This is a genomic window from Rhizobium sp. S152 (genome assembly GCF_030380735.1).
In the GTDB taxonomy this organism is placed as follows: domain Bacteria; phylum Pseudomonadota; class Alphaproteobacteria; order Rhizobiales; family Rhizobiaceae; genus Rhizobium.
On record NZ_JAUDRZ010000004.1, the window covers coordinates 82,437 to 99,832 of the forward strand.

18 protein-coding genes are annotated in these 17,396 nt (G+C 62.9%); 5 read left to right on the plus strand and 13 right to left on the minus strand.

The features are described 5' to 3' along the window. Positions 1-8: 8 nt before the first annotated feature. Positions 9-1,220, plus strand: a complete 1,212-nt coding sequence (locus tag QTL95_RS07105; RefSeq protein ID WP_289719280.1) for an adenylate/guanylate cyclase domain-containing protein — start codon at positions 9-11, stop codon at positions 1,218-1,220. A gap of 8 nt (positions 1,221-1,228) precedes the next feature. On the opposite strand, the gene QTL95_RS07110 is transcribed toward QTL95_RS07105, so the two are convergent. The 7 genes from QTL95_RS07110 to QTL95_RS07140 all read right to left on the minus strand — a co-directional run bounded on the left by QTL95_RS07110 (position 1,229) and on the right by QTL95_RS07140 (position 8,202). After that, positions 1,229-1,402, minus strand: a complete 174-nt coding sequence (locus QTL95_RS07110; RefSeq protein WP_037179551.1) for a DUF1328 domain-containing protein — start codon at positions 1,400-1,402, stop codon at positions 1,229-1,231. A gap of 152 nt (positions 1,403-1,554) precedes the next feature. After that, positions 1,555-2,982: a gamma-aminobutyraldehyde dehydrogenase gene (locus tag QTL95_RS07115; RefSeq protein ID WP_289719281.1), complete on the minus strand. Its 1,428-nt coding sequence runs from the start codon at positions 2,980-2,982 to the stop codon at positions 1,555-1,557. A 50-nt stretch (positions 2,983-3,032) separates the two neighbouring features. Continuing rightward, positions 3,033-3,848, minus strand: a complete 816-nt coding sequence (locus QTL95_RS07120) for an ABC transporter permease (protein ID WP_289719282.1) — start codon at positions 3,846-3,848, stop codon at positions 3,033-3,035. Beyond that, entirely contained in the window at positions 3,838-4,806 is a 969-nt protein-coding gene (locus tag QTL95_RS07125) for an ABC transporter permease (protein ID WP_289719283.1), read from the minus strand. Before QTL95_RS07125 ends, QTL95_RS07120 begins: the two co-directional genes overlap by 11 nt. Then, the gene (locus QTL95_RS07130; RefSeq protein WP_289719284.1) at positions 4,803-5,789 is read right to left on the minus strand and encodes an ABC transporter ATP-binding protein; all 987 of its coding nucleotides are present in this window, start codon (positions 5,787-5,789) and stop codon (positions 4,803-4,805) included. Before QTL95_RS07130 ends, QTL95_RS07125 begins: the two co-directional genes overlap by 4 nt. A gap of 217 nt (positions 5,790-6,006) precedes the next feature. Then, positions 6,007-7,164 carry an ABC transporter substrate-binding protein gene (locus QTL95_RS07135; RefSeq protein WP_289719285.1) on the minus strand — a complete coding sequence of 386 codons (1,158 nt, stop codon included), beginning with the start codon at positions 7,162-7,164 and terminating at the stop codon, positions 6,007-6,009. Between the two features lie 129 nt (positions 7,165-7,293). Continuing rightward, positions 7,294-8,202 carry a LysR family transcriptional regulator gene (locus QTL95_RS07140; protein ID WP_289719286.1) on the minus strand — a complete coding sequence of 303 codons (909 nt, stop codon included), beginning with the start codon at positions 8,200-8,202 and terminating at the stop codon, positions 7,294-7,296. Between the two features lie 180 nt (positions 8,203-8,382). Here QTL95_RS07140 and QTL95_RS07145 point away from each other — a divergent pair, with 180 nt between their 5' ends. Continuing rightward, positions 8,383-9,087 (plus strand): hypothetical protein, encoded by a 705-nt coding sequence (locus tag QTL95_RS07145; RefSeq protein WP_289719287.1) that lies wholly within the window; start codon positions 8,383-8,385, stop codon positions 9,085-9,087. Between the two features lie 94 nt (positions 9,088-9,181). On the opposite strand, the gene lysS is transcribed toward QTL95_RS07145, so the two are convergent. The 4 genes from lysS to QTL95_RS07165 form a co-directional block, all read right to left on the minus strand. Beyond that, entirely contained in the window at positions 9,182-10,678 is a 1,497-nt protein-coding gene (gene lysS, locus QTL95_RS07150) for a lysine--tRNA ligase (RefSeq protein ID WP_289719288.1), read from the minus strand. A 173-nt stretch (positions 10,679-10,851) separates the two neighbouring features. Continuing rightward, positions 10,852-12,306 carry a glutamate--tRNA ligase gene (gltX, locus tag QTL95_RS07155; RefSeq protein WP_289719289.1) on the minus strand — a complete coding sequence of 485 codons (1,455 nt, stop codon included), beginning with the start codon at positions 12,304-12,306 and terminating at the stop codon, positions 10,852-10,854. Positions 12,307-12,318: 12 nt separating this feature from the next. Next, positions 12,319-12,480 (minus strand): hypothetical protein, encoded by a 162-nt coding sequence (locus QTL95_RS07160; RefSeq protein ID WP_289719290.1) that lies wholly within the window; start codon positions 12,478-12,480, stop codon positions 12,319-12,321. A gap of 60 nt (positions 12,481-12,540) precedes the next feature. Further along, the gene (locus QTL95_RS07165; protein ID WP_289719291.1) at positions 12,541-14,310 is read right to left on the minus strand and encodes an SLC13 family permease; all 1,770 of its coding nucleotides are present in this window, start codon (positions 14,308-14,310) and stop codon (positions 12,541-12,543) included. A 203-nt stretch (positions 14,311-14,513) separates the two neighbouring features. Between QTL95_RS07165 and QTL95_RS07170 the strand changes: the two genes are divergently transcribed. Next, complete coding sequence (locus QTL95_RS07170) at positions 14,514-14,735, plus strand: hypothetical protein (protein ID WP_289719292.1); 222 nt, start codon at positions 14,514-14,516, stop codon at positions 14,733-14,735. A 51-nt stretch (positions 14,736-14,786) separates the two neighbouring features. On the opposite strand, the gene ppk2 is transcribed toward QTL95_RS07170, so the two are convergent. Beyond that, complete coding sequence (gene ppk2 / locus QTL95_RS07175) at positions 14,787-15,704, minus strand: polyphosphate kinase 2 (protein WP_289719293.1); 918 nt, start codon at positions 15,702-15,704, stop codon at positions 14,787-14,789. Between the two features lie 201 nt (positions 15,705-15,905). Between ppk2 and QTL95_RS07180 the strand changes: the two genes are divergently transcribed. After that, positions 15,906-16,265, plus strand: coding sequence for a type II toxin-antitoxin system RelE/ParE family toxin (locus QTL95_RS07180; RefSeq protein ID WP_289719294.1), 360 nt, complete (start codon positions 15,906-15,908; stop codon positions 16,263-16,265). Next, positions 16,255-16,584 carry a helix-turn-helix domain-containing protein gene (locus tag QTL95_RS07185; protein WP_289719295.1) on the plus strand — a complete coding sequence of 110 codons (330 nt, stop codon included), beginning with the start codon at positions 16,255-16,257 and terminating at the stop codon, positions 16,582-16,584. Before QTL95_RS07180 ends, QTL95_RS07185 begins: the two co-directional genes overlap by 11 nt. A gap of 21 nt (positions 16,585-16,605) precedes the next feature. On the opposite strand, the gene QTL95_RS07190 is transcribed toward QTL95_RS07185, so the two are convergent. Continuing rightward, entirely contained in the window at positions 16,606-17,364 is a 759-nt protein-coding gene (locus QTL95_RS07190; RefSeq protein WP_289719296.1) for a bestrophin-like domain, read from the minus strand. Between the last annotated feature and the right edge of the window lie 32 nt (positions 17,365-17,396).

The following is a 17,396-nucleotide window of genomic DNA, read 5'->3' on the forward strand; positions in this document are numbered from 1 at the left end:
TTGCTGTCATGGACATGGTGTCTCGCGAGAAACTGGCGATGCTGGCGGGCTGCGACGACGCCCGGCTGCTTGAGATCGAGCGGCTCGGTATCATCGAGCCCGGCACAAATGGTTATGCCGTCAGCGACGTCAGCCGGCTGCGGCTGGTGATGGCGCTTGAAGAGGCAGGCATCGGCCTGGACCAATTGGCCGAGGGGCTTCAGCGCCAGGTGTTCTCGCTGGAGTTCGCCAGCCAGCTGATCTTCGATCCTGTGACGATATCGGAGACATCCATTGGCGAGGCTATGGTGGATTCCGCGATCGATCTTGCTGATATCAACGCGCTGCGTTCGAGCGCGGGCTTGCCGTTGCTGGGTCCGGAGCAACCGCTCAGGGAAGACGATGCCGAATTCATGCAACTGATCGCGCAATGCGCCGCTCTCGGCGCGTCGGCCGACGGGATGCAGCGCGTGTTGCGCGTTTCCGGCCAATCGATGCGGCGGTGCATCGACGCCATGCGCGACCTCTTTCGAGGCGAGGTCGAGGACCCGATGCTGAATGCCGGACTGAGCTATCGCGAGGTGCTTGCGGCGGGTGCCGCGAAGCGGCTGGCGCTGCAGCGCATCGGCGTGCGCGTGCTGTTTCTGCTGCAGCGGCGGATTCTGGAGGAAGCGGTGTTCGACAATGTCGTCGGACGGCTGCAGGACGCGTTGCACGAACAGGGGCTCGACAGCGGCCGCGGCGATGAGGAGATGCCGGCGGTAGCCTTCGCCGATCTCGCCGGTTTTACCGCGCTCACCCACGATATCGGCGATGCCCGGGCGGCGGAGAAAGCGGCACGCTTCGAGGCGCTAGCACAGCAGCTGTCGCTGAGCTGCGGCGGGCGGATCATAAAGCCGCTCGGCGATGGGGTGATGATGCTGTTTCCGGATGCCGGTGCCGCCGTGGAGACGTCGCTGTCGCTGGTCGAGCAGTGCTCGGCGCATGAGTTGCCTGAAGTCCGATGTGGCGTGGCAACGGGGCAGGTGGTGCCGCGCGATGGGGATATCTTCGGGCGAACGGTCAATCTGGCGGCGCGCATCGTGGCGGCGGCCGAACCCTCGCAAATACTCGTCTGCGGCAGCACCCATGGCGCCACCGCAGACGAGAGACAGGATCTGGATTTCTCGGCGCTGGACCCGAAGCCGCTGAAGGGCTTTAGCGATCCAGTGCCGCTGTTTTCCGTAGACCGGAAACTATAGCAGCGACGTCATAGTATCGCCTGACCGGCCATCAGCGCCAGGATCAGGAAGATCACGAAGATCACCAGCGCGATGCCGAAGAGAACGCGGGCAATCGTGGCCGTCGCGGCCGAAATCCCGGAGAAGCCGAAGAAGCCTGCGATCAGCGATATCACGAAAAAGATGAGAGCCCATTTCAGCATGGAACATTTCCTTCTTGTTGGTCCCGTAGAAGACGCGCCAGCTCGAAAAAGGTTCCATATCCAATGAGATAGCGGTTCGATTTGTCCGCTTCGTACAAGATGCGCCGGCGCGGTGGCCCACGCCGGCGTTGTGATTTCAAGTCGCGTCGCGCTTATCCGTGGTTGATCATCACGTGGCGGACGGCCGTGTAGTCTTCCAGTGCGTAGACGGACATGTCCTTGCCGTAGCCCGATTGCTTCAGGCCGCCATGCGGCATCTCGTTGGTGAGCATGAAGTGGGTGTTGATCCAGGTGCAGCCATATTGCAGGCGGGCGGCGGTCTTCATGCCGCGGCTGATGTCCTTGGTCCAGACCGAGGACGCCAGGCCATAGTCGCTGTCGTTGGCCCAGGTGACGGCATCCTCGACATCGGTGAAGCGGGTGACGGAAACGACCGGGCCGAAGACCTCGCGGCGGACGATCTCGTCTTCCTGCGTGGCGCCGGCAATCACCGTCGGCGTGTAGAAGAAGCCCTTGTCGCCCGATGTATTGCCGCCTGTGGTGATCTCCATGTGCTTGTGCTCGCCGGCGCGGGCGACGAAGCTTTCGACGCGGTCGCGCTGGCGCTTGGAGATCAGCGGGCCGATCTCGTTTTCGGCGTCGTCGGCAAGGTTGAACTTGATCGAGGAGACCGCCGAGGAGAGGTCGGCGACGAACTTGTCGTAGACCTTGGCGTCGGCATAGATGCGGCAGGCTGCGGTGCAGTCCTGGCCGGCATTGTAATAGCCGAAGGTGCGGATGCCCGATACGACCGCGTCGATATCGGCGTCGTCGAAGACGATCACAGGGGCCTTGCCGCCGAGTTCCAGATGGGTGCGCTTGACGGTCTTGGCGGCCGCCTGCAGCACCTTCTTGCCGGTCGCAACATCGCCCGTGATCGACAGCATCGAGATCTTCGGGTGGTTGATCAGCGCGTTGCCGACGCTTTCGCCGCGGCCGAGGATGACGTTGACGACGCCCTCTGGCAGGATGTCGGAGAGGAGCTTGGCCATCTTCAGCGCCGTAAGCGGCGTCTGCTCGGAAGGCTTGAAGACGACGGTGTTGCCGCCGGCGATGGCAGGCGCCAGCTTCCAGGCCATCATCATCAGCGGATAGTTCCAGGGCGCGATCGACCCGACGATGCCGACGGCGTCGCGGCGGATCATCGAGGTGTGGCCGGGCAGATATTCACCGGCCACAGGGCCATGCAGGTTGCGCACCGCGCCGGCGAAGAAGCGGTAGCAATCGACGATGGCGGGGATCTCGTCGTTCAGAACGGCGTTGATCGGCTTGCCGCAGTTCAGCGCTTCCAGCGTCGCGAAGCTTTGGGCGTCCTTCTCGATCGCGTCTGCAATCTTCAGGAGATAGCCGGCGCGCTCGCCCGGTGTCGTCTGCGACCATGCCTTGAAGGCCTTTTCGGCGGCATCGACGGCGGCGTCGATCTGGCCGAGCGATGCTTCGGCAAGGCTCAGCACCGTCTCGCCGGTCTTCGGGTTGAGGATGTTTTCTTCGATCTCGGTGCCCGCTTCGAAGCGGGATCCAATCAGCATCGCGGTGTCCATGATGTTCTCCCTTGTTGTTGCTGGGCGGGATGGGGGTTATCCCGCGCCGGTTATTTTCCGCCGCCGGCGACCTGGTCGCCGTCGCGTGTGAGGTAATAGGCAGCCAGGATCGGCAGGAAGGTGACGAGCACCACGACCATGGCGACCACGTTGGTAACGGGGCGCTGGCGTGGGCGGATCAGTTCCTCCAGCATCCAGATCGGCAGTGTCGATTGCTGACCGCCGGTGAAGGTGGTGACGATGACCTCGTCGAAGGAGAGCGCGAAGGCAAGCATGCCGCCGGCCAGAAGCGCCGTACCGATATTCGGCAGGATGACGTGGCGGAAGGTCTGGAAGCCATCGGCGCCGAGATCCATCGAAGCCTCGATCAGCGAGCCCTGGGTGCGGCGGAAGCGGGCGACGGCGTTGTTATAGACCACCACGACGCAGAAGGTGGCGTGGCCGAGCACGATCGTCCAGACAGAGAAGGGGATATCGAACAGGCTGAAGGCCGAGCGCAGCGCGATGCCGGTGATGATACCAGGCAGCGCGATCGGCAGGATGACGAGCAGCGAGATCGCCTCTCGGCCGAAGAACTTCGTCTGGCTGACGGCGGCGGCGCAAAGCGTGCCGAGCACCAGCGCGATCGCGGTCGCGATGCAGGCGACCTGCACGGAAAGCCCAAGGGCGGCCCAGACATCCGGCCGGTTCCAGGCGATGCCGAACCATTGCAGCGTCAGCCCCGGCGGCGGCCACTGATAGCTCTTTTCTTCCGTCGTGAAGGCGTAGACGAAGATCAACAGGATCGGCAGGTGCAGGAAGAGCAGCCCGCCGGCGGCGGCGATCTTGAGCGCGCTCGGCGCGCGTTGGCCACGGTCAGAGCGCATCGAAGGCTCCCTGTTTCTTGGCCAGCCACAGGTAGACGGCCATGATGACGATGGGGACGACGGAGAAGGCGGCGGCGAGCGGCACGTTGCCGGCCGTTCCCTGCTGCGCATAGACCGCCTGGCCGATGAAGAGCCGCGAGGAGCCGATGATCTGCGGGATGATGTAATCGCCCAGCGTCAGCGAGAAGGTGAAGATCGAGCCGGCGACGATGCCGGGTAGAGCCAGCGGAAAGAGCACGGTGCGGAAGGTCTGGCCCGGCGTGGCGCCGAGATCCGACGAGGCCTCGATCAGATTGCCCTGCACGCGTTCGAGCGCTGCCTGCGTCGGCAGGATCATGTAGGGCAGCCAGACATAGACGAAGACGAGGAAGGTGCCGATATAGCTGACCGATAGCGAGTTGCCGCCGATGACTGGCAGAGCCAGCACGCCGTCGAGCAGCCAAGCCAGATGCAGTTTGGCGAAGAACCAGGTGAGAATACCCTCCTTGGCGAGGATCAGCTTCCAGGCGTAGATCTTGACGAGATAGCTCGACCAGAGCGGCAGCATCACGCCGAGATAGAAGAGCGCCTTCCATTTCCCCTTGGCGTAACGGGCGGCGTAATAGGCGATCGGGAAGGCGACGACGGCGGAGGCCAGCGTCACCAGCGCCGCCATCAGCACGGTTCTGACGATGATGTCGAAATTGGTCGGCGACAGCAGCTGGGCATAGGTTGCCAGCGTGAATTCGTAGTTCACCAGGCCGGAGAAATCGTCGATCGAAAAGAAGCTCTGCAGCAGAAGCGCCAGGAGCGAGCCGATATAGATGATGCCGAGCCAGAGCAGCGGCGGCGTCAGCATCAGGAAGAGCAGCAGCTTGGGGCGGCGCCAGAACATGTCGGAGAGCCGGCCGAAGAAACCACCGCGACCGGGCAGGATCGAGGTCGCCGTCTCCTCGTGGGTGAGCCCGATCGCGGTCATGCGGCGTCGTCCATGTAATGCACGTCGACGGGCTGCCACGACAGGCGGACATCGGCGCCGACTTCGGGCACGGTGGCGCCGGCGGGAAGCATGACATGCAGGCGCGTGCCTCTGGCGGCGACGGTGAGGCGCGTGGCGGCGCCGAGGAAGCTGGCGTTCTCGACACGGGATTCGACGCCGTCGCCGGTGATGCGGATAGCCTCGGGGCGCAGGCTCGCCCAGCGCTTCTCGCCGCCGATCGCGGTCATCAGGTCGGGGGCAATCACATTGGAGGAGCCGACGAAATCGGCGACGAAGCGGGTCTTCGGTCGGTTGTAGATATCCTGCGGCGTGCCCTCCTGGACGATACCGCCATCGTTGAAGACGGCGACCCGGTCGGCCATGGAGAGCGCTTCGCCCTGATCGTGGGTGACGAAGACGAAGGTGATCCCCAGCGCGCGCTGCAGGCCCTTCAGCTCTTCCTGCATCTGCTCGCGCAGCTTCAGGTCCAGCGCGCCAAGAGGTTCGTCGAGCAGCAGCACGCGGGGCTTGTTGACCAGCGCGCGGGCCAGCGCCACGCGCTGCCTCTGGCCGCCTGACAGTTGGCCGGGTTTGCGGGCGCCGTAGCCGGGGAGTTTTACCAGCTCCAGCGCCTGTTCGGCGGCCTTGGCGCGTTCCGCCTTGCCGACGCCCTTGACCATCAGCCCGTAGGCGACGTTGTCGAGGATGTTGAGGTGCGGGAAGAGCGCGTAGTCCTGGAACACGGTGTTGACGTTGCGCCTGTAGGGCGGCACGCCCTCGGCGGTCTCGCCGAAAATCTCGATATGCCCCGCCGTCGGCTGCTCGAAGCCGGCGATCAGGCGCAGGCATGTGGTCTTGCCCGAACCCGACGGCCCCAGCATGGCGAAGAACTCGCCCGGCGCGATCTCGAGATCGACGCCATCGACGGCACGAACGGCGCCGAAATGGCGGGAGACCTTCTGGAAACGGACGGCGGGGGTCATTTGGGGGGCTCCGATCTGATATGCTCTGGGTGGTGCGGGGAATGAAGACCCCGCCCCAAACCCCTCCCCACAGGGGGAGGGGCTTAACCTGCTGCACCCTCTGCGGCCATTCGAAGTCTACAGGGATGAGCGAGGCGTTGCCGCTCTAGCCCCTCCCCCTTGTGGGGAGGGGTTGGGGAGGGGAGTTGCCACAAGCCCAGAGGGCTGCGGCCAGACGTTATCTCCCCCCGATCACCCCAATATAATCCGACACCCAGCGGTGATACGGCACGCACTCGCCCTGTTCGCACTTGGCGGTCGGCGTTCTCCAGAACTTGATCTTGTCGAAGTGATCGTAGCCGTTGTTGGCGCAACCCTCGTCGGTCATCAGTTCGTTGCCCTTGCAGGCGGCGGGAACCGAGGGAACGGCGCCAAACCAGGCGGCGGCGTCGCCCTGGACCTTGGCGGACAGCGAATGCTCCATCCACATATAGGCGCAGTTCGGGTGCTCGCTGTCGGCATGCAGCATGGTGGTATCGGCCCAGCCGGTGACGCCTTCCTCGGGGAAGGTGGAGGCGATCTTCTGCTTGTCCGCCTGCATCAGGTTGACCTGGAAGGGCCAGGAACCGGAGGCGACGACGCCTTCGTTCTTGAAGTCGTCGATCTGGATCATCGCGTCGTGCCAGTAGCGCGAGACGAGCTTGCGCTGGCCACGCAGCAGGTCGAGGGCGGCCTTGTACTGGTCCTCGTTGAGCTCGTAAGGGTTCTTAATGTTGAGTTCCGGCTTGTGCGCCATCAGGTAAAGAGCGGCATCGGCGATGTAGATCGCACCGTCATAGGCCTGCACCCGGCCTTTGTTGGACTTGCCGTCGGGCAGCGTCTCTTCCTCGAACACCACCTTCCAGCTCTTCGGCGCCTCGCCCTTGAAGGCGTCGGTGTTGTACATCAGGACGTTCGGCCCCCAGAGGTAGGGGACGCCGTAGTGCACACCTGATACCGTATACCAGGGCGCGTCCTGCAGGCGCTTGTCGACGTTCTTGAAGCTCGGGATGAGATCGGTGTTGATCGGCTGGACTTTCTTTCCGGCCACCAGGCGCAGCGAGGCGTCGCCCGAGGCGGTGACGAGGTCGAAGCCGCCTTCATTCATCAGCGACACCATTTCATCGGAGGTGGCGGCGGTCTTCACCGAGACCTTGCAACCGGTCTCCTTCTCGAAACTGGTAACCCAGTCGTAATTCTTGTCGCTTTCGCCGCGCTCGATATAGCCGGCCCATGCCACGATGCTGACGGCGCCTTCGCCCTTGCCCAATTCCTTCAGCGGCTCGGCCGCCACGACCTGCGTCACGAAGCTCAGGCTCGCGAGCGCGACCGTGCACGATTTCAGAAGATATTTCATCTGATGTCTCCCGGTTTTGGTGCCACTTCGTGGCGTTTTGTTCCCGGCAGAAAAGGTGACGCGAAAAAGCCGCTTTCGCAAATTCATTTATCAGAAAGGCGATATCGGAATTTCCGATAGATGACTTTGCTAGCGTACTCGCCCCGAGCGCATGGCCTCGGCGATGCCGACGAAATCGCGGGCCGCCTGCGGCAGGCTTGAGCCCTTGCGCCAGACCATGCCGACCTGCACGACCGGCAGCGCGCCGGAGACGTCGCGGCTTTCGATGCGGTCGCCTTCCAGCGACCAGGGCCGATAGACGAGATCGGGCAGCAGCGCCACGCCGGCGCCGGTCGCGACCAGGCTGCGTACAGCCTCGACGGATCGGGTGCGGAAGGCGACGTGCGGGCGGGCGCCGAGTGCCGAGAGCAGCTTGCCGGTGTTCTCCTCGATTTCGTCGACGGTCAGCATGATCAGCGGTTCGCGGGCGATATCGGCGATCGAGATAATGTCGGCGGAGACCAGCGGGTGACCCATGGGAAGCCAGAGGCGGTAGGGCGACGTCTCGAGGATCTCGGCCTGCAGCGCCATGCGGTCGCGCAGATTGGAGATGACCATGACCGCGACATCGAGCTCGCCGCCGACAAGCAGATGCTCGAGATAGCCGCCATTGTCCTCGATGGCCGAAACCTCTACGCCGGGGCAGGCGCGGCGATAGCGGGCGAGCAGGTCGGAGAGCACGTAGCCCGCGACCAGCGAGGTGACGCCGATGTTGAGCGTGCCCGAGGGAGCGCTCTGCTGGCCGGAAAAGCTGGTGCGGGCATCCGAGACAGTGGCGAGGATCTTGGTCGCATGGCGCAGGAACTGGTGGCCGTTGTGGGTGATCGTCAGGCCACGCGGATGCCGCTCGAAGAGCTGCACGGCGAGATCGGTTTCCAGCTCTTTCAGCGCTTCCGTAACCGAGGATTGCGAGATCGAGAGATTTTGCGCGGCACGCGTTACCGAGCCCTGTTCCGCCACGGCGACGAAATACTGAAGCTGACGAAGAGTGAAGGCCATGCACCGTTAGAGCACGCGCCGAGGCGGAGTGACAAGTGCCCGCCATCCCGGACCTTTTTTGGTACTAATCCCGTAGTGATGCAAAGTTGGAGGTCGTACTTAAGCATTCCGAAACGTCATTTCTCTAGCGTCCAAGCCACTTGCGTTGCGTTGGAGTTTGTTAATGGCGGAGCAGCGGGCTTGAAGGCCCTCCTGCGTATCTTCCGGCCTTCCCGGAAACTGGTTCTGATTGTTGCTGGCGTCGTCCTGCTCGGGGGCGTTTCCGGTGGCGCTGCCCTGTATATCGGCAAGGACAGAATTCTCGGTCCCTCCGCGACCATGACCAACGGCATGGCCTGCACCGACGTCAGCCTGGTGACGATCAAGAAGCAGGATCACGTCTGGATCCGCAAATACATCAAGACCGAGCCTACGGACGGCATGACGCGCGTGAAGACCGCGCTCAGGGTCGCCAAGGCCGTCTACGAGGCGCAAAAGCCGGATCTCGTGCAGGTCGTGGTGCTCGACGCCAACGGCCCGACGCTGCGCTCCGACATTCGCGGCCGGGCGATCGGCGCCGATGTCGTCTATATTCCCAATCCGGATCCTGTCGTCGAAAGCCTCGACGGCAAGACCTACACGGCTCGTTATTACGACGGGGCAGCGGCCGCAAATGGCCTTTTCTTCGGAGAGCGGGTCGATCTGCCAGACGACGAGATTACGACGCTGAATGCGTCGTTCAAGGATGTGTCCGATTGCGTCGACCCGATCGCCGTCGCATCGACGGAAGGCGGCGAGGGCGGAGCCAAGGCGAAGGGCAAGGGCAAGGAAGAGAAGTCCGCCGAAGGCGAAGGCGGAGAGAAGGCCGAGGGCGAGGCGGCGCACGCCGCATCCGGCGGGCACTGATCAGGCGAAGCCTGCACCTTCCATTTCACTACAGACATGAAAAAGGCGGCGCATCCTTTCGGACGGCCGCCTTTTCGCATGTCGGTAAGGCTGCCTAGTCCGCCTTGGCCTTGCGGGCCGGGAAGAGGATGACGTCGCGGATCGACGGGGCGTTGGTCAAGAGCATCGTCAGGCGGTCGACGCCGATGCCGAGGCCGCCGGCGGGCGGCATGCCCTGGTCGATGGCGTCGAGGAATTCGTCGTCCAGCTGCTTGTCCTTCTCGCCGCGGGCATGCGCCTGCTCGAGCTGCTCGACCATGCGGCGGCGCTGCTCTTCCGGATCGTTGAGTTCCGAGAAGGCGTTGCCGAGTTCCCAGGCGTTGCAATAGGTCTCGAAACGCTCGACGAGGCGCGGCTCGCCCGGCACTTCCTTGGCGAAGGGCGAGATGTCCTTCGGGAAGTGGGTGACGTGGCTCGGCTGGATCAACGTGCCCTCGACCTTCTCCTCGAAGATGAAGGCGAGGCATTCGCCCCAGGTCCAGTCTTTCTCGACTTCGAACCCGGCGGCCTTGGCGGCAGCGCGGGCTTCCTCGTCGGTCTTGATGGCGAGGAAGTCGATGCCGGTCACTTCCTTGACGGCGTCAGGCATGGGCACGCGCTTGAACGGGCCCTTGAAGGAAAGCTGCTTGTCGCCGAAGGGGAATTCCGTGGTGCCGTGCACCTGCAGCGCCAGCTTCTCGAACAGGCGCTCGACGAGATCCATGATGTCCTCGTAGTCGGCATAGGCCCAGTAGCACTCCATCATGGTGAACTCGGGATTGTGCCTGGTGGAGACACCTTCGTTGCGGAAGTTGCGGTTGATCTCGAACACCTTGTCGGTGAGACCGGAGACCAGCGTACGCTTCAGGAACAGTTCCGGCGCGATGCGCAGGTACATGTCGAGCTTCAGCGTGTTGTGATGCGTCTTGAAGGGCTCGGCGGTGGCGCCGCCATAGACCGAGTGCAGCATCGGCGTCTCGACTTCCATGAAGCCGTCGTCTTCCATGAAGCGGCGAATGCCCGAGAGGATCTTCGAGCGCTGCTGGAAGCGCAGCTTCGATTCCTCGTTGCTGAGGATATCGAGGTGGCGCTTGCGGTAGCGGATCTCGACGTCGGCGATGCCGTTCCACTTCTCCGGCATGGGGAGAAGCGACTTGGTCAGCATGGTGATCTCTTGCGCGTTGATCGACAGTTCGCCGCGCTTGGTGCGGCGCACGGTGCCCGTCACGCCGATGATGTCGCCGATGTCGATCATCGCCAGCATCTCGCGGGCGGCCTCGGGCGTCACGTCCTTGTGGCTGAAGATCTGGATCTTGCCGCCGGCGTCATGGATGTCCATGAACATGCCGGAGTTGCGCGAGGAATAGACGCGGCCGGCGACGGTGACGACGTCAGTCGTCTCAATGTCGGATTCCAGATCCTTGTACTTCTCGGCCAGCTCGGCATTGGTGATGGTGCGGTGGAAATGCGCCGGATAGACGTCGCCGATCTTCTCGCGCAAGAGCTTCAGCTTCTGGGCGCGGACCTCGGTCGCGTCGGAGGAGAGGGTGGCGGTTTCGGTCTTGTCGGTCATGTCATTTGCCTCATCGATGGGCATGGAATCTTGTCGGTTCAGGTGGCTTGCGCCGGGCTCGGCTTAACCCTCCCCCTTGTGGGGAGGGTCGGAGCGAAGCGGAGGGGAGGGGTTTTCTTGGCGAAGACCCCTCCCCAACCCCTCCCCACAAGGGGGAGGGGCTTCTCCGCAAATTACTTCGGTCCCACCAGCGAGGCCACGGCCTGGGCCGCCAGTTTCAGCCGCTGGCGCACGACCGAGCGGCCGAGGATGGCCATACTGTCGAACAGCGGCAGCGAGCGCGACGAGCCGGAGACGGCGACGAAGAGCGGTGCGACGATGACCTTGAGCTTCTTGCCCATGCGGTCGCCGATGGCGCGCAGTTCGGCTTCGATCGATTCGACGTTCCATTCGAGGATCTTTTCGAGATCCGGCTGCACCGTGTTCAGGATCTCGAGGATCTCTTCCGGCGGCGACTTGATCTTGGCGAAGGCGGAAGGATCGAGGTTGAGGTCCGATTTCAGGAGGAAGCCCATCAGCTCCGGCAGTTCGCCGAGCTTCGAGATGCGCGACTGCGACAGCGCCATGCCGGCCTTGAGGCGATCGTTTTCCATCGCCCAGGTCAGAACCCGGCTCTGGAACTCTTCTTCCGACATCTTCTCGCGGATCCAGCGGCCGTTCAGCCAGTCGAGCTTCTGGATGTCGAAGATGGCGCCGGCCTTGGAGAGGTTTTCCGGGTCGAACTTGCCGGCCAGTTCCTCGATGTCGAGCAATTCCTCGCCTTCGGCGATCTGCACGAAGAACAGGCCGAGGAAGTTCATCAGCGCTTCGGGGATATAGCCGAGCGCGGAGTAATAGGAGATCGAGGTCGGGTTCTTGCGCTTCGACAGCTTCGACTTGTCGGCATTTCTCATCAGCGAGAGATGCATGAACACCGGCTGGTCCCACTCGAAATAGCGGTAGAGCAGGATGTGCTTCGGCACCGAGGCCAGCCACTCCTCGCCGCGCGCGACGTGGGTGATCTTCATCAGATGGTCGTCGATGACGTTGGCCATGTGATAGGTCGGCATGCCGTCGCCCTTGATGAGCACCTGCATGTCGACACTGTCCCACGGGATCGAGACGTCGCCATAGACGCCGTCGGTGAAGTCGCAGGAGCCCTCGGTCGGGATCTTCATGCGGATGACGGAGCCTTCGCCGGCCGCCATCTTGGCCGAGACTTCTTCGGCGGAATATTTCAGGCAGAGACCGTCATACTTCGGCGGCTTGCCGGAGGCGCGCTGCGCCTCGCGCATTTCGGTCAGGCGCTCGGGCGTGCAGAAACAACGGAAGGCGTGGCCCTTGTCCAGCAGTTCCTGGGCGTAGGGCTGGTACATGTCCTTGCGGTCGGACTGGCGATAGGGGCCGTAGGGGCCGCCGATATCGGGACCTTCCGACCATTCCAGGCCGCACCACTTCAGCGCGTCGAGCACCTTGGTCTCGAATTCCGGCGTCGAGCGCGTGGCATCGGTGTCTTCGATACGCAGGATGAACTCGCCGCCGTGCTTCTTGGCGAACAGGTAGTTGAAGAGTGCGATGTATGCGGTGCCGACATGCGGCTCGCCAGTTGGCGAGGGAGCAATGCGGACGCGGACGCCGGAAGCTGTCATTTTATGTGCCCGTCAAATAAATGCCGGACGGCTTTCAGAGGGAAAGCGACGCTCGGCCGGAAAGAATTCAGATAACTGGATCAGGAAACCGGCCGGAAAAGGGCATTTCGCCCGCTTGCCCGGCCAATTGTCCGTTTGGCTGGCTTTAAGGCCATATTCGGTTGCAGACGTCAAGGAAAATGCCGCCCGCGCCGTCGCTTGCGCCAGTTCGGCACAGCCTTGGCATCACGCTTCTCAGGTGACCGGCCAGACCCACAGCAGCAGCGGCACGCTGACCAAAATGATGAGCAGCGACAGCGGCAGGCCGAGGCGGGGGTAGTCGCTGAAGCGATAGCCGCCGGGGCCGAAGACCAACGTGTTGCACTGGTGGCCGATCGGGGTCAGGAAATCGCAGCCGGCGCCGATCGCCACCGCCATCAGGAAGGCATCGGGCTTGTAACCCAGCGTCTCGGCGAAGCTGGCTGCAATGGGAGCCATGACGAGCACGGTGGCGGCGTTGTTTAGGAACGGGGTCACGGCCATGGCGGTGACCAGGATCAGCGCCAGCGCGCCGTAATGCGGCATCTGGGCGGCGAGATGGCCGAGCCAGCCGGCGATCAGCTCGCTGCCGCCTGTCGTCCTCAAGGTGTCGGAGACCGGGATCAGCGCGGCGAGCATGATCAGGATCGGGGCGTCGAGCGCCTTGTAGACATCGACCAGCGGGATGACGCGGAAGACGACCATGGCGAGCGCCGCGCAGAAGAAGGAGGTGGCGACGGGCACGACGCCGGTGGCGGTGGCCGCCATCGCGGCAAGCAGGATCAGCAGCGGCACATAGGCGCGGCGCGAGGTGCCGAGCATGATGTCGCGCTGCGCCAGCGGCAGGCAGGCGAAGTCCTGCAGGAAGGCCGGCAGGGTGCGCCGGCTTCCCTGCAACACCAGCATATCGCCGGCGCGCAACCTGACCTCGCTCAGGCGCTCGTTCAGGCGGTGGCCCTTGCGGGAGACGGCGAGCAGATTGACGCTGCGGCGGTTGGAGAGCGACAGCTGCCGCGCCGACCAGCCGACCAGCGGCGAATCCGAGGTGACGATCGCCTCGATCGAGGTCAGGTCGTTGCGCTCGGCGGGATCGGCGATCGGCTTGCCCGAGAGCTTGAGCTTTGCGTTCGACACCATGCGGTCGAGCGCATCGGGGCTTCCCTCGAGCAGCACCGTGTCGCCGGTTTTCAGCGTCACGTCGGGAAAGGGTGAAAGGCGGGTGTGGCCGCGCAGGATGGCAGTTGCCAGCGCATCGCCGTCGCCGAGCTTCAGGAGATCGCTGAGCGGCTTGCCCTCGACGGTCGATTCCTGTGCCACGGTGGCTTCCGAAAAATAGGCCTTGGCGTCGAGCGCTTCTTCGAGCGACGGGTTTTCGTTCTTTCTTTCAGGGACCAGCCAGTGGAAGAAGATCAAAAAGACGACGCCGACCAGCGCCAGCGTCGCACCGACCGGGGTGAAGTCGAACATGGTGAAGGGCGTGCCCGTTATCTCGCCGCGCAGACGCGAGACGACGATGTTGGGCGAGGTGCCGATCTGCGTCATCAGACCGCCGAGAAGGGCGGCGAAGCTCATCGGCATCAGATAGAGCGAGGGCGACTTGCCGCTCTTGCGGGCGAACTGGAAGGCGACGGGGATCATGATCGCCAGAGCGCCGATGTTCTTGATGAAGGCGGACAACACGGCGACGACGATCAAGAGCAGCGCGAGTTGCGTGTGCAGCGTGTCGAGATTGGGAAAGAAGCGCTTGATCGCGGTATCGACGATGCCGGAGCGGGCGACGCCGGCGCTGACGACGAGCGCGCTGCCGACGATGATGACGATATCGTCGCTGAAGCCGGAGAAGGCTTTTTCGAAGGGGACGAGGCCCACGGCGATCGCCAGAACCAGCGCGCAGCAGGCGACGAGATCGTAGCGAAAACGGTCCCATATGAAGACCGCCATCATCAGGCCAATGACGCCGAAGGCGAGTAACTGCTGTGTTGTCATGCCATTCCGGGAACAGAGTCAGGCGGCGGGAGACTTCCCGACGTTCGCGGATAACTGTGCCGCACGGCGATCAGTTCAATGCCGGCAATGAAAAAGACGGAACGCGGAATGGTTCTGCGCGATTGAGAGGGTGGCCGTGATTGGTGTATCAGCCGGCGATCGCCGCGTGGCCGCGATCCAAAAGGTGGAGCGAAGGGAGAATTATGAGCGAGCAGAAGCCTGAAACGATCGCGCTCATCAGGGCGGTCGCCGACAGTCCGAAGCGCGATAACAGCGTCTATCACCAGGCGATGGCCGAGGCTCGCCAGGCGTTCGAGCAGGCGGAGACGGCGCTTGATGGCCCGGTCAAGGTGAAGATCAAGACCAAGACGAAGCGCAACGGCGACTATGTGGTGAAATGGACCTTCAAGCGCATCAAGGAATGACCGCGCCGGATTTGGCAGGCGCGGCCTCGGAGAGAACAGGCGACGATCGGCCTAGTATTTCGACGGAACGTAGAGCTCGGGCGGCAGGACCTTGCGCTCGTAGTCCGGGTTGAAGACGCGCTCCGGCAGGGCAATCTCTTCGTGCGGCACGTCCTCATAGGGAAACTGCTGCAGCAGGTGATCGATGCAGTTCAGGCGTGCCCGCTTCTTGTCGTTGCCCTCGACGATGTGCCATGGCGCTTCCGGGATGTTGGTGCGCGCAAAGGTCTCTTCCTTGGCCTTGGTATAGGCTTCCCAACGGATGCGCGACTGCAGGTCCATGGGCGAGAGCTTCCACTGCTTCAGCGGATCGTGGATACGCACGAGGAAGCGCAGTTGCTGCTCCTCGTCGGTGATCGAGAACCAGTATTTCACCAGGCGGATGCCGGAGCGGACCAGCATGCGCTCGAATTCCGGCACGTCGTTGAAAAACTGCTCGACCTGATCCTCGTCAGCGAAACCCATGACCCGCTCCACGCCCGAGCGGTTGTACCAGGAGCGGTCGAACAGAACGATCTCGCCGCCGGCTGGCAGATGCGGGACGTAGCGCTGGAAATACCACTGCGACTTTTCACGGTCGGACGGAGCAGGGAGCGCCACGACGCGGGCGACGCGCGGATTGAGCCGCTGGGTAATGCGCTTGATGACGCCGCCCTTGCCGGCGGAATCGCGGCCCTCGAAGATCACCACCACCTTTTCCTTGTGATAGGTAACCCAGTCCTGCAGGCGGATCAGTTCCGATTGGAGGGAGATAAGTGCGCGGAAATAGTCGATGCGCGGCATCGAGGGCGGATGAGCCTTGCGGTAGATCTTGCGGATTTCCTCGGACAGCGCCGGTTCGGACAGCTCGAGTTCATAGTCCTCGTCGAGCGTATCGGCCAGTTCTGCCTCGAGCCAGTCGTGGGAGGGCGTGCCGTTCATCTTGGTCATCTCGAGATCCTGATTGGAGTGGTGAAACAGGGCTAAGTGAGGTGCATGACAACCGCGTGACAGGTTCGGTCAATTACATCGCAACTGCGCCGACTTGCGCCGCCTCGGATTGTATCGATAGTTTGCTTGATGCCCAAGCGATCGGGCGGCATTGCATTCGTCTTGATTTTATATCTTTAAATATATATTTTGAGGCTGCCGATGACATATGTCGTGCACTTCCATCCTGCTTTCATCACGGAATGGAAAAGCCTGGAGATGGGCTTGAAGGAATTGGTCGGCGAAGTTCTGGACCACCTAGAAGAGGACGGCCCTTTCCTCGGGCGTCCAGAGGTCGATACGCTCTCAGGTTCCAGCTACGCGAACATGAAGGAAATCAGGGTTGGTTTCGGACGGCAGGTGTGGCGTTTTGCCTTCGCTTTCGATCCGGCCCAAAGGGCCATCGTCCTTTGCGGAGGAGACAAGCAGGGCATGAACCAGTCGCTATTCTACAAGCAACTGATCAGGAAAGCGGATGAGCGGTTCGGTGCGTGGTTGAAGGACATGAAAAATGAGCACTGAGTGGAAGACGTTTCGAGCTGAACTACCCGAGGATGTGCGTGCCCGGCTCGACCAGAAGCGCCAAGAACGTCGTCTTGGCAAGGCATTGGCGGAAGTGCGCAAGGCCATGAACGCGACGCAGCAGGATGTTGCGGCGGGCGCCGCCATGACGCAGAACACGGTTTCGAAAATCGAACGTTCCGACGATGTCCTGATCTCCTCGGTCGTGCGCTACATGCATTCGATCGGCGGCGGGGTGGAGCTCCTGCTGAAAACGCCCGACGGGAAGGCGAGGCGCGTCGATTTCGATCCCGACATCTATGTGAAGCAGATCCTCTAGCCGACGGACCCGCGTCGTCCCTCACCGCTGGATTTCCGCCAGGGCCCTTTGCAACGGCGCGTCGGAGATCTGGATGAGGCCGGTGAAGGGGATGTCCATGTCGAGGACGAGATAGAGCGAGGCGGAGATCAAGAGCGCCGAGATGACGAACATCGAGACGACGATGATGTTGCGCGGCGCGCGGTAGCCGAAGCTTGCGAAGATCAGGACGAGCCAGGCCGCAAGCATGGTGATCAGCGGGCGGGGGATGACGCCTTCGGATTGTTCGACCAGGATCCAGCGCTGCTCGACGAGTTGCTGATATTGCTGGCGCGCTTCCGTCCATAGCGCGAGATGGCCGGGATCGGTGGGGTTCAGCAGCGCCAGACTGTTGCCGATCTCGTTCAGCGCCTGCTCGGAGGCGCGGTCGCCGCGCACCAGCGGATCGTCGATGCGGATCGGCTGCTGCAGCGCCCGTTCGACATAGGCTTCCAGCCGCGCCTTGGTCTCGTTGGCTTCCAGCCCGTAGGTGCGCAGCGTGCGGTCGAGGATGATGATCTGGGTGGAGAAGGCGTGGACGTGATCGTCGATGCCCTGGAAGGTGTTCTTCGACGAGTTGATCATCAGGCCGAAGACCAGCGAGGTCATCACCACGAAGATATTGGCGACGAGGCGGACGACCGTGTTGGTGTCGTCCTGGCGGTGGTGGACGGGAAGTTTTGAATAAGTAAGCATGGTGCCGATCGAGGCGACCAGCAGGCAGACACAGACCAGACCTGCCAAGAGCACTTCCCGCGTCATCTCTCCCCCTTCGACACCGCCGCCCAGTAGCG